9 protein-coding genes are annotated in these 12,791 nt (G+C 72.1%); 1 reads left to right on the plus strand and 8 read right to left on the minus strand.

Annotation, left to right across the window (positions count from 1 at the left end; translation table 11 throughout):
* Window positions 1-25: 25 nt before the first annotated feature.
* The 8 genes from proS to ftsY form a co-directional block, all read right to left on the minus strand.
* Window positions 26-1,432 carry a proline--tRNA ligase gene (proS, locus tag O7543_RS11205; RefSeq protein ID WP_281553879.1) on the minus strand — a complete coding sequence of 469 codons (1,407 nt, stop codon included), beginning with the start codon at window positions 1,430-1,432 and terminating at the stop codon, window positions 26-28.
* Window positions 1,433-1,513: 81 nt separating this feature from the next.
* A complete protein-coding gene (locus tag O7543_RS11210; protein WP_281553878.1) occupies window positions 1,514-2,593 on the minus strand; it encodes an amidohydrolase family protein in 1,080 nt (359 codons plus the stop codon).
* Window positions 2,594-2,613: 20 nt separating this feature from the next.
* Complete coding sequence (gene ffh, locus O7543_RS11215) at window positions 2,614-4,173, minus strand: signal recognition particle protein (RefSeq protein WP_281553877.1); 1,560 nt, start codon at window positions 4,171-4,173, stop codon at window positions 2,614-2,616.
* Between the two features lie 178 nt (window positions 4,174-4,351).
* Window positions 4,352-6,607: a [protein-PII] uridylyltransferase gene (locus O7543_RS11220; protein ID WP_281553876.1), complete on the minus strand. Its 2,256-nt coding sequence runs from the start codon at window positions 6,605-6,607 to the stop codon at window positions 4,352-4,354.
* Window positions 6,608-6,641: 34 nt separating this feature from the next.
* Window positions 6,642-6,980, minus strand: a complete 339-nt coding sequence (locus O7543_RS11225) for a P-II family nitrogen regulator (protein ID WP_199757473.1) — start codon at window positions 6,978-6,980, stop codon at window positions 6,642-6,644.
* A 24-nt stretch (window positions 6,981-7,004) separates the two neighbouring features.
* A complete protein-coding gene (locus tag O7543_RS11230; RefSeq protein ID WP_281553875.1) occupies window positions 7,005-8,258 on the minus strand; it encodes an ammonium transporter in 1,254 nt (417 codons plus the stop codon).
* 357 nt (window positions 8,259-8,615) lie between these two features.
* Window positions 8,616-9,446: an aminoglycoside phosphotransferase family protein gene (locus O7543_RS11235; protein WP_281553874.1), complete on the minus strand. Its 831-nt coding sequence runs from the start codon at window positions 9,444-9,446 to the stop codon at window positions 8,616-8,618.
* A gap of 6 nt (window positions 9,447-9,452) precedes the next feature.
* Window positions 9,453-10,658, minus strand: a complete 1,206-nt coding sequence (ftsY, locus tag O7543_RS11240; protein WP_281553873.1) for a signal recognition particle-docking protein FtsY — start codon at window positions 10,656-10,658, stop codon at window positions 9,453-9,455.
* Window positions 10,659-10,942: 284 nt separating this feature from the next.
* On the opposite strand from ftsY, the gene O7543_RS11245 reads away from it, so the two are divergent.
* Window positions 10,943-12,772 carry an alkaline phosphatase D family protein gene (locus O7543_RS11245; RefSeq protein ID WP_281553872.1) on the plus strand — a complete coding sequence of 610 codons (1,830 nt, stop codon included), beginning with the start codon at window positions 10,943-10,945 and terminating at the stop codon, window positions 12,770-12,772.
* Window positions 12,773-12,791: the final 19 nt, after the last annotated feature.

Below are 12,791 nucleotides of genomic sequence, written 5' to 3' on the forward strand. Positions count from 1 at the left end.
CGCTCACCGACGGCAGGGCAGGGCGTCAGTACGAGCGGGCCAGCACCGCGACCAGGTCGGGCTCGTCGTCGGAGTCGGGCACCGAGCCGTCCGGACGCAGCAGGCAACGTACGGTGACGCCCTGCGCGTTGACCTCGGCCTCACCTGCCGGACCGACCACCGACCACGGCACCCGGGCCCATCCGGTCGCCGCAGCGGCGACGGCGTCGGCGAGGGTGCCGACCTCGACGGTACGCGTCTGACGCAGCGTCAGCGCCTGGTCGTAGAGCCGCTGCTGGTCGGCGTCGAGGGCGTTGCGGACCGCGCCGACCACGTCGGCGACCGGTACCGGGGTCTTCGACCCGTCGGTACGCCGGACCAGCACCGCATTGCCGGCGGCCAGGTCGCGCGGGCCGACCTCGACGCGTACCGGATATCCCTTGAGCTCGGCGTCGACGGCCCGGCGGCCGAACGGCGTGTCCACCCGGTCGTCCAGGCCGACCCGTACCCCGGCGTCGCGCAACGCGTCGCGCAGCTTGGCCGCCGCCTCGGCGACCCCGTCGCCGGCCTTGACCACCATGACGTACGCCTGGACCGGGGCCAGCCGTGGCGGCACCCGCAGCCCGTTGTCGTCGCCGTGCACCATGATCAGCCCGCCGAGCATCCGGGTCGAGACCCCCCAGGAGGTGGTCCAGGCGTGCTCGACCGCCCGCTCCGCGGAGGTGTAGGTGATGTCGAACGCGCGGGCGAAGTTCTGCCCGAGCTCGTGCGAGGTGCCCAGTTGCAGCGCCTTGCCGTCGGCCATCATCCCTTCGAGGGTGTACGTGCTGGTGGCTCCGGCGAAGCGCTCCCGGGCGGTCTTACGCCCGACCAGCACCGGGATGCCGAGCACGTTGACCATGAAGTCTTCGTAGACCTCGTGCAGGATTCGTCGGGCGTACGCCCGTGCGTCGGCTTCGTCGGCGTGCGCGGTGTGCCCCTCCTGCCAGAGGAACTCGCTGGTCCGCAGGAACACCCGGGGGCGCAGCTCCCAGCGCACCACGTTGGCCCACTGGTTGAGCAGCAGCGGCAGGTCCCGGTAGGAGTCGACCCACTTGGCCATGAACTCGCCGATCACCGTCTCGCTGGTCGGCCGGACCACCACCGGCTCGGCGAGCTGCTTGCCGCCACCGTGGGTGACCACCGCCAGCTCCGGGGAGAAGCCTTCGACGTGCTCGGCCTCGCGGCGCAGATAGCTCTCCGGGATGAACAGCGGGAAGTACGCGTTCTCCGCGCCGGCCGCTTTGATCCGGTTGTCCATCTCGGACTGCATCCGCTCCCAGATGGCGTACCCGGCCGGCCGGATCACCATGGTGCCGCGCACCGGTCCGTTGTCGGCGAGCTGCGCCTTGGCGATCAGATCCTGGTACCAGCGGGGGAAGTCCTCCGCACGAGGTGTGAGCACGCGGGCCATGACCGGACATCCTATGCGCCGCCGGTGGCGGCTGCGCGACGCACCCGCCGCAGCCGGCTCAGGGCCGCCCCGGCCACCGGGTCAGCGCAGCACCCGCCCGCGCAGGATGATCCGCTCGGGTGCGCGGACCACCCGCAGGTCGGCCCGCGGGTCCGCCGGGTACACAACCAGGTCGGCGAGCCCTCCCTCGACCAGGCCAGGGAAGCCGAGCCAGTCCCGGGCACCCCAGGAGGCGGCGGCCAGCACCGCCTCGGCCGGCATGCCCGCCTCAGTGTGCAGGGTCAGCATCTCGTCGGCGGCCCGGCCATGGGCGATGCCGCCACCGGCGTCGGTGCCGACGAAGACCGGCACGCCGGCTTCGTGCGCGGCGCGTACCACCTCGGGGAACCTGTCCCGCAGGCTGATCATGTGGGCGGCGTACCGGGGGAACTTCTCCCGGGCCCGGTCGGCGATCCCGCCGAACGTCGCGATGTTGATCATCGTCGGGATCAGCGCAGTCCGGTGCCGGGCCATCTCGTCGATCAGGTCAGGGCTCAGCCCGGTGCCGTGCTCGACCGAGTCGACCCCGGCCCGGACCAGGATCCGTACCGCCTCCTCGTCGAAGGTGTGCGCGGCGACCCTGGCACCGGCCCGGTGCGCGGTGGCGATGGCGTCGGTCATCGCCTCCGCCGACCAGGCCGGGGCGAGGTCCCCCGCGGACCGCTCGATCCAGTCGCCGACCAGCTTGACCCAGCCGTTGCCCGCCTTGGCCTGCTCGGCCACCGTGTCGGACAGCCGCTCCGCCGGCACCTCGACGCCGATGTCGCGCAGGTAGCGCCGGGGCGGTGCAACGTGCCGGCCGGCGCGGGCCAGCCGGGGCAGGTCCGGTTCGTCGTCGAGTTGCGGGTACGGGTACGGCGACCCGGCGTCGCGCAGCGCCAGCACACCGGCGTCCCGGTCGACGCCGGCCAACCGGCGGGCGTCGTCGAGCGAGCCGATCGGCGTCCCGCCCCGGGCGATGCCGATGTGGCAGTGCGCGTCGACCAGCCCGGGCAGGATGAAGCCGCCGTCGACCACGGTGGTCGCGCCGGGCACCGGGTGCAGCGTCACCCGGTCGCCGACCAGCCACAGGTCCCGGGTTCGGTCCTCGGGCAGCACGACCCCGCGGACGTGCAGCGGCACGGGTGCGGGGTCGACGGCGCTCAGCCCTTCTCCCGCTTGTTCAACTTGTTGAAGTCGATCTTGGGGAGCTTGAAGCCGGGCGGCAGACCGTCGCCGCCGCCCAGCGCGTTCGGGTCGAGGCCGGGCGGCAGCTGCGGCATGCCGCCCGGGAAGCCGGCCGGCACCCCGCCGCCGCCCCGCTGCCGGGCACCGCCGCCCCGGTTGCCGCCCTTGTTCCCCTTGCGCTTGTTCTTCGGCGACTTGGTCGCCTTGCGCCGCCCGCCACCGGGCAGACCCATCATCCCGCCCATCTGCTTCATCATCTTCTGCGCCTCGGCGAAGCGGTTGAGCAGCTGGTTGACGTCCATCACGGTGACCCCGGAGCCGTTGGCGATCCGGGCCCGGCGCGAACCGTTGATGATCTTCGGGTTGGTCCGCTCGCCCGGGGTCATCGAGCGGATGATCGCGGTGGCCTTGTCGAAGTGCTTGTCGTCGACCTCGGCCAACTGGTCCTTCATCTGCCCCATCCCGGGCATCATGGCCAGCACGTTGGCGATCGGCCCCATCCGGCGCACCGCGATGAGCTGGTCGAGGAAGTCCTCCAGGGTGAACTGCTCGCCGCCCATCAACTTGGCGGTCATCTTCTCCTTCTGATCGGCGTCGAAGGCCTGCTCGGCCTGCTCGATCAGAGTGAGCATGTCGCCCATGCCGAGGATCCGGCTGGCCATCCGGTCCGGGTGGAAGACGTCGAAGTCGGACAGCTTCTCACCGGTGGAGGCGAACAGGATCGGTTCGCCGGTGACCTGCCGGACGGACAGCGCCGCACCGCCGCGCGCGTCGCCGTCGAGCTTGGACAGCACCACGCCGGTGATGCCGACGCCGTCGCGGAACGCCTCGGCGGTGCGGACCGCGTCCTGCCCGACCATCGCGTCGATGACGAAGATGACCTCGTCCGGGTCGACCGCGTCGCGGATCGCGGCGGCCTGGGCCATCATCTCGGCGTCGATGCCGAGCCGACCGGCGGTGTCGACGATGACGACGTCGCGCGCCGACCGGCGGGCATGCTCGATCGACGCCTTCGCGACGGCCACCGGGTCGCCGACCCCGTTGCCGGGCTCCGGGGCGAACACCTCGACCCCGGCCCGCCCGCCGAGGACCTGCAGCTGACCGACCGCATTCGGGCGTTGCAGGTCGGCGGCGACCAGCAGCGGCTGGTGCCCCTGCGCCTTGAGCCAGTTGGACAGTTTGCCGGCGAGGGTGGTCTTGCCGGAACCCTGCAGCCCGGCCAGCATGATCACCGTCGGCGGCTGCTTGGCGAACCGGAGCCGGCGCTGCTCGCCGCCAAGGACCCCGACCAGCTCCTCGTGCACGATCTTGATGACCTGCTGGGCCGGGTTGAGCGCCTGGGAGACCTCGGAGCCACGGGCACGCTCCTTGACCCGGCCGATGAACGCCTTCACCACCGGCAGCGCGACGTCCGCCTCCAGCAGCGCCAGCCGGATCTCCCGGGCGGTCGCGTCGATGTCGGCGTCGGTGAGCCGACCCTTGCCCCGGAGCTTGCCGAAGATCCCGGACAGTCGATCACTCAAAGTGTCAAACACGACGCAACATCCTGTATGTCGATCCGGCAGGGCAACTCACGGCGGCGTCGGAACGCGACTCCGCCCGACCTGGCAAGCCTAGCCGCCGCCCGCTCCGCCCGCTCCTGCCACTCCAGCGCCTGCGGCCGCCGCCCGCTTCCGCCACTCCGGCATCCGGCTCCGCCGCTGCGCCGCCCGGTCATCCGGCGGCGGCCAGCACCGCGGCTTCCAGGCGGGCCCGCTCGGCGTCGTCCGGGCCGGCACCCACCAGGTAGAAGGCGTCGACCACGTCACCGCCCAGGGTGGAGATCCGGGCCGCCCGCACCTGGGCGCCGGCCTCGTCGAGTGCGCTGGTCACCCGGTAGAGCAGACCGGCCGAGTCGGCCGCCCGTAGCTCCAGCACCACCGCGTCGGTGGCGGCCTCCCGGTGCCACACCACCCGAGGGTCGGCTCCGGCCCGCCGGGCGGCGAGTGCCCGACCCCGCAGCCGCTGGGTGACCGACACGTCACCGGCGACCGCCCGCCGCAGGTCGGCGGCGAGCGCGATGGTGTCCGGCGGGGTGCCGTACCGGGGCTGGACCCGGAACTCGACCAGCGCCCGCCCGTCGACCGTGGAGGCGTCCGCGGTCAGCACGTCCAGCCGGTGCAGGGCCAGGCAGCCGGCGACCGCGGCGAGCAGGCCGTGCCGGTCCGCAGCGGCCACCGCGACCCGGTCGTCACCGTCGATGTGTACGGCCGGCAGTGGACCCGCCACCAGCGCCGGATCGGGTCGCGGCGGCTGGGGCAGCACCCCGGTGTCCAGCGCGGTGTGCACTCGGCGGACCAGTTCGGCGATCAGCCGCCCCTTCCAGTCCGACCAGGCCGCCGGGCCGGTCGCCAGGGCGTCGGCGCGGGCCAGACCGTGCAGCAGACCGAGCGTGGTGGTGTCGCCCACCGCAGCGGCGACCTGGGAGATCGTCACCGGGTCGCTGAGGTCACGCCGGGTGGCCACCTCTGGCAGCAGCAGATGGAGCCGGACCAGTTTGTCGATCATGTTGACGTCGGCCGGGGGCAGCCCGATCCGGGCGGCGATCCGCGTCGCCACCGGCGCGCCGACCGTACTGTGGTCGCCGGGCAGCCCCTTGCCCACGTCGTGCAGGAACGCACCGAGCAGCAGCAGGTCGGGCCGGTCCACCTCGCGGGTGAACGCGGTCGCCTCCTGTGCCGCCTGGACCAGGTGCCGGTCCAGGGTGAACCGGTGCACCGGGTTGTGCTGCGGCAGGCTGCGCATCCGGGGCCACTCCGGCAGCCAGCCGTCAACCAGCCCGTACCGGTCGCAGGTCTCCCAGGTGGGCACCAGACCGGGACCGGCGCCGAGCAGGGTGATCAGCGCGGCCCGGGCAGCATCCGGCCACGGCGCGGGCAGCGGCGGACAGTACGCGGCGAGCCACTCGCAGGTCGCCCGGGCGATCGGCAGCCGGCTGGTGGCGGCGGCCGCGGCGACCCGCAGCGACAGGCTGGGGTCCGGGCGGGCCCCGATCGCGGTCCGGGCGAGGACCAGCTCACCGTCGTGCTCGACCACGTCGCGGGCCACCGGCCGGCGCACCGGCGGACCGCCGCCGCGCCGACGGCCCGAGCGCAGCCGGTCGGCGCTGCGCCAGGCGTCGTCGAGGGCGTGGGTGATGGTGCGCGCGTCCGAGGCGACCCGGCGCAGCAGGGTGTCCGGGTCGTCCAGGTCGAGCAGGCCGGCGACGGTGGCGCGTTCCTGGGCCACCAGCCGGTCCACCCGCCGGCCGACAGCGACGTGCAGCGCGTCGCGGGTGTCCAGCAGCCGCAGATGGGCCGCGCGGGCGGCCGGACGCATGCTGTCGGCGATGCCGGCCAGGGCGATCCCGCGCAGGATCCCGACGTCGCGCAGCCCGCCGGCGGCCTCCTTCAGATCGCCTTCCAGCAGGAAGGCCAACTCGCCGTGGGTCCGCCAACGGGCCTCGGTGACCTCACGCAGCGCCGGCAGTTGGCGGACGGCGGTGCGCCGCCACTGGTCGGTCGCGGCGGCCTGCAGCTCGGCGGTGAGTTCCCGGTCGCCGGCGACGTGCCGGGCGTCGAGCAGGCCGAGCGCGACCTTGACATCGTCGTGGGCGACGGACAGCGCCTCCGGCAGGGTACGCACCGAGTGGTCCAGCCCGAGGCGGGCGTCCCAGACCGGGTACCAGAGGCGGGCGGCGATCTCGTCCATCCCGGCGACGCCGCGGTGCATCAGCACGAGATCGAGATCGCTGTACGGCGAGCACTGCAGCCGGCCGAGTCCGCCGACCGCCACCAGGGCGATACCGGTCAGCCCGGCCGGCATCAGCGAGGTCAGCCAGACATCGAGTGCCGCCGCCCGGTCCACGCGGGCGGCGGCACCGATGCCGTCGGACAGCGACGGGCCGGGGCCGGCCGCAGGACGCTGCCGGACCCCGACTCCGTCGGTCATGTGTTCTCGCTACCGGTTGGGTGGGCTCGCCGACTCAGAGCGCGTCGAGACCACGCTCGCCGGTGCGGACCCGGATGACGTCCTCAACGGCCGTCACCCAGACCTTCCCGTCGCCGATCTTTCCGGTGCGGGCCGCCGTGACGACCGCGTCGACGACCTTCTCGACGTCGATCTCGTCGGTCAGCACCTCGATCCGGATCTTCGGCAGGAACTCGACGGTGTACTCGGCACCCCGGTACACCTCGGTGTGGCCCTTCTGGCGTCCGTACCCCTGGACCTCGCTCACGGTCAGGCCGGCGACGCCGAGGGCGTGCAGGGCCTCCTTGACCGCGTCGAGCTGGTACGGCTTGATGACCGCGGTCACCAGCTTCATGTCTAACCCCTCCATCAGGGAACGTTAACCGGCGACCTTCTCGCTGACCGGTGCGGACTCGCCCGAACCGGCGGGCGCCTTCCCGATGCCGGCGGCGGCGAAGCCGCCACCCGAGGCGCTACCGAACTCGTAGGCACTCTCCGCGTGCTCGGCGGTGTCGATGCCCTCGACCTCGGCGTCGGCGCTGGCCCGGAAGCCGATGGTCTTGTCGATCGCGAAGCCGATGATGTAGGCGACGACGAATGAGTAGACCAGCACCGCGACCACACCGAGCGCCTGCAGACCGAGCAGGTCGATGCCACCGCCGTAGATGAGTCCGGCGTTGCCCTCTCCGGCCAGCACCTCGACGGCCAGGAAGCCGATCAGCAGCGAGCCGATGATGCCGCCGATCATGTGCACGGCGACCACGTCAAGCGAGTCGTCGTACCCGAGCTTGTACTTGAGGCCGACCGCCAGGGCGCAGACCACACCGGCGATGATGCCGAGCGCGATCGCCCCGAGCGGCTCCAGGAAGGCACAGGCCGGGGTGATGGCGACCAGACCGGCGATGGCACCGGAGGCGGCGCCGAGGGTGGTCGGCTTGCCGTCGCGGAACCACTCGACGACGATCCAGCCCAGCACGGCGGCCGCGGTGGCCACCTGGGTGTTGATGAAGGCGACCGCGGCGGCACCGTCGGCGGCGACCGCCGAGCCGGCGTTGAAGCCGAACCAGCCGAACCACAGCAGGCCGGCGCCGAGCAGGACCATCGGCAGGTTGTGCGGCTTGAACTTGTCCTTCGGCCAGCCGACCCGCTTGCCGAGCACCAGGGCCAGCGCGAGTGCCGCAGCACCGGCGTTGATGTGCACCGCGGTACCACCGGCGAAGTCGAGGACGCCGAGCTCGAAGATCCAGCCACCGCCCCACACCCAGTGCGCGACCGGGAAGTAGACCAGGGTGGCCCACAGGCCGGCGAAGAGCAGCCAGGCGCCGAACTTCGCCCGGTCCGCGATCGCACCGCTGATCAGTGCGACGGTGATGATCGCGAACATCATCTGGAAGACGGCGAACAGCAGGTCCGGGATGCCGCCCTCGGAGCCCGACTCGAGCATGCCGCGCAGGCCGGCCATGGAGAGGTCACCGGTGACGCCGCCGACGTCCTCACCGAAGGCGATGCTGTAGCCGTAGAAGACCCACAGCAGGCTGACCAGGCCGATCGCGCCGAAGCTCATCATCATCATGTTGAGCACGGACTTGGACCGCGTCATGCCACCATAGAACAGCGCCAATCCGGGCGTCATGAGCAACACCAGGGCGGCTGAAGTCAAAATCCAGGCGGTGGCACCAGAATCTAGTTCCGGCACGCTGCCTCCTCTCAGTTGGAAACATAACCGGCTCCAAGAGGCAGCATCGCCCGCTCGCCGGTTGCGCGAAGCTTGCTGGGCAGCTGTTTCACGCAGGGTGCCCGTGCCGTTTCCAACACGTGACGGGTTGTTTCCAACATGTGAAGAACACTTCACTATCGCCAGATCAGGCAGGGTCATATCAACCGAATAGCCACCGCCTACTGTCCGGAAGGCGACAGAACTCGTCACCCGTACCCGGACCGCTGCCGCCCCGGGCCGCGACCGGTCAGCGCAACTGGTACTCGCCGCCCGTCAGCGCAGCGCGTACTCCAAGATGTGCCGTTCGTAGTCAAGCAGCCGCAGATCCCGCATCGGCCGACGAAGATGACCTTTGTGCACGATCCGGACAAACGCCGGATCTCCGGCGGCGGCCATCCGACGAATTCCCTCCACGTGGTCGACGACCCGCTTGCGGATGGTCCGGACCAGCCGGTGCCGGTCGCGGGGGATCAGCCCGTACGCGTCGGCGAACAGCCGCAGCCTGCGCGGCCGGTCCGGGTGCCGCCAACCCAGCGTGTAGGAGTCCCGGTCGGAGAAGAGCGGCACCCAGGTCCACGCGGCGTACGCGACGTCGTAGATCCGCGCCCCCGGCGACGCCAGGTCGAAGTCGATCAGGGCGAGAGTACCGTCCGGACGCCAGATCACGTTGTGCGGGGCCGCGTCGTGGTGGCAGATCACCTCGGTGTCCGGCGGCGGCGGGCCGAACGAACGCCAGACCGCGCTACGCGGCGGATTGAACCCGTACTGGGCGTCGTGGAACATCCGCAACATCGTCGCGACGGTGACCAGCGCCTCGTCGCTGACCCAGTGCGGCGCCAGCGGATACTCGCCGCACTCCCCCTCGACGTAGGAGAGGACCTCACGGTTGCGTTCGTCCATGCCGAGGACCCGGGGCGAGCCGGTGAACCCGACGTACTCCAGATGCCGCAGCAGCGCGTGCACCGAGGGCGTCCACGGGCCGACGTTGCGCCGGACGGTGTCTCCGACCCGCACCACGGTGCTGACGTTGCCGCCACGCAGTGGGATCTCCTGCTGGGTCACGTACGGTCTCCCGAGACGTGGCTCCTGATTGCGGTACGTCACCCGAGGCTACGCATCCATTCCACGTGGATCGGCGCCCATCAGGGCGTCGACGAACTGCGCCGGATCGAACGGGGCGAGGTCGTCCGGACCTTCGCCGAGACCGACCAGTTTGACCGGAATGCCAAGTTTGCGCTGCACCGCGATGACGATACCGCCCTTGGCGGTGCCGTCGAGTTTGGTCAGCACCACCCCGGTCACCTCCACCGCCTCAGTGAACACCCGGGCCTGCTCCAACCCATTCTGCCCGGTGGTGGCATCCAGCACGAGCAGTGTCTCGTGCACCGGACCATGCTTGCTCACCACCCGCTTGACCTTGCCGAGCTCGTCCATCAGGCCGATCTTGTTCTGCAACCGGCCGGCGGTGTCGATCAGCACCGCGTCGACCTTGGTGTCGATGCCCCGCTTCACCGCGTCGAAGGCGACGCTGGCCGGGTCCGCACCCTCCGGGCCGCGGACCACCTCGGCGCCGACCCGAGAGGCCCAGGTGGTCAACTGGTCGGCGGCGGCGGCGCGGAACGTGTCGGCGGCGCCCAGCAGCACGGTACGGCCATCGGCGACCAGCACCCGGGCGATCTTGCCGCAGGTGGTGGTCTTGCCTGCCCCGTTGACCCCGACGACCAGCATCACGCTCGGCTCGCCGCCCGTGTTCAACGCCCGGTCGAGCTGCGGGTCCAGCGCGGCGACCAGCTCCTCGGTGAGCAGCGTACGCAGTTCGGTGGCACTGCGGGTGCCGAGGACCCGGGTACGCTCCCGCAGCCGGTCGACGATCTCCCGGGTCGGCTCGATGCCGACGTCCGCGGTGATCAGGCTCTCCTCGATCTCCTCCCAGACCTCCTCGTCCAGCCGGTCCCGGGAGAGCAGGTTCAGCAGTCCCTTGCCGAGCAGGCCCTGCGACCGGGACAGCCGGGTCCGCAGCCGGACCAGCCGCCCGGCCGTGGGCTCCGGACGTTCCAGGGTCGGTGGCGCCGGCGCCACCGGCTCCGCAGGCGCCTGCTCCGGTTCGGCCGGTGGCGCGACCGGACGTTCCTCGACGGCGACGCCGGCCGGACGCTCGCCGTCGGCTGGTGGGCGCTCCTGCGGCTGCTCGCCGCCGAGCGGGGTCGGCGGTGCCGGCGGCAGCGGAGGCTGCCGGCGCATCCGGGGCACCACCAGCCCGAGACCGGCGAGCAGCAGCACACCGAGCAGGATCGCGGCGAGGACGAGGTAATCCATGCGGAAATCCTGACAGATGGCCGCGACCGAGTCCCGCCCACCGCACCCATCGGTGACACCCACCCCCCGGTACAGTGTCGCCGGCCGGCGACCACACCCCCGGGAACAGTGTCGCCGGCCGGCGACCACACCCCCCGGGAACAGTGTCGCCGGCCGGCGACCACACCCCAGGTACCGGTCAGGGAACTGGGTGACGGGCCTGCATGCGGGGTAGAAAAGAGGCCGTCCCGCGTCCCTCGCGAAAGGTCGACCATGTCTGCACACCAGTTCGGCAGGGACCACCGGTGACCGACGGCACAACCGCCGGTGGACCGGACCCGCAGCTCCGACCGGCGGCCGGCCCCCGGCTACTGATCGGGCCGTTGCTGCGGCGGGTGGTCGGCGGGCAGGCCACCGTCTGGGTGGAGACCGACGCCCCGGCCACGGTACGGGTCGCGACGACGGGCACGGCGGGCGGCTCGGCCCGCACCTTCAGCGCGTTCGGGCACCACTACGCGCTCGTGGTGGTCAACGGGCTGGCCCCCGGCTCCAGCCACCGCTACGAGGTCTTCCTCGACGACCGGCGGGTCTGGCCGGAGGCGGACTCGCCGTACCCGGGCAGTGTGATCCGGACCCGGCGGGCCGACGACGACGCCCAGCCGGTGCGGCTGATCTTCGGATCCTGCCGGGAGACCACCCAGCACTCCACCGCCCGACGGTTGCCGCCGGACGCGCTCGACGCGTACGCCCGGCGGCTGGCCGGCCTGGACCCGGCCGGCGACGACTGGCCCGACCTGCTGCTCCTGCTCGGCGATCAGGTGTACGCCGACGAGACGTCGCCGGTGATCCGACGGTTCCTGCGGCGGCGGCGCCGACATCGCGGGCTACCGCCCGGTGCCCCAGCCGATCAGGTGGTCAGCTTCCCCGAGTACACCCGGCTGTACCTGGAGTCGTGGCGGGACCCGGAGATCCGCTGGTTGCTGTCGACCGTCCCGAGCGTGATGATCTTCGACGACCACGAGGTGATCGACGACTGGAACACCTCGGCCGCCTGGCGGGCACGGATGCGCGGCGAGCCCTGGTGGCCGGAGCGGATCAGCCGCGGACTCGCCTCCTACTGGGTCTACCAGCACCTGGGCAACCTGGCCCCGGACGAGGTCGCCGCCGACCCGGTGTTCCGGGCGGTCACCGCCGCCGACGACGCCACCGATGTGCTGCGCGAATTCGGTGCCCGGGTGGACGCCGAGGCGGACGTCGCGCACGACCCGCAGCGCTGGTCGCAGGTGCAGTACCAGTGGAGCTTCTCGCTGGACGTCGGCCGGACCCGGGTGATCGTGCTGGACAACCGGTGCAGCCGGGTACTGCGGCCGGGGGCACGCAGCATGTTGCCGGCCGGTGAGTGGGCCTGGTTCACCGACCGGGCCCACGGCCGCTACGACCATCTGGTGGTCGGCGCGTCGCTGCCCTGGCTGATGCCGCCCGGCATCCACCACCTCGAGTCGTGGAACGAACGGCTGGCCGAGTCGCCCCGGCGGTGGGTCGCGGCTGCGTCGGAGTGGCTGCGCCAGGCCCTGGACCTGGAGCACTGGGCCGCGTTCCGGCGCTCCTTCGACGACCTCGGGCAACTGTTCGCCCGGATCGGCGCGGGGCCGTCTGCCGCCGACAGGACGCAACCGGACCGGATCGGCACCGGGCCGGGCCATCCGCCACCGGCCTCGATCAGCATGCTCTCCGGCGACGTGCACCACTCGTACGTGGCGCGGGCCGTGCTGCCTGGGCGGGTTCGCACCCCGGTGCACCAGCTCACCTGCTCACCGATCCACAACCAGGTGCCGGCGCTGATGCGGCCGTTGATGCGGTTGGGCTGGTGGCGGGGGCCGACGGCGGCGCTGCGGGCGCTGGCCCGCACCGCCGGACTGCCAAGGCCATCGGTGCGCTGGCGCAAGCTGGACGGCCCGTACTTCGGCAACGCGGTCAGCACGCTGCTGCACGACGGCGCGACGGCCGAGGTGACGCTGGAGGGCACGACAACCGACGGCGCGTTGCGTGAGGTGGCCCGCCGCCGGCTCACCGATTCGGCGGCGGCGCAGCCGACGCCGCAGCCTCCTCAGCAGGCTGCGGGGCTTGCGCAGTAGGCGCGCTCGGCTCCGACGC

It is taken from the genome of Solwaraspora sp. WMMA2080 (genome assembly GCF_027497395.1).
GTDB lineage: Bacteria > Actinomycetota > Actinomycetes > Mycobacteriales > Micromonosporaceae > Micromonospora_E.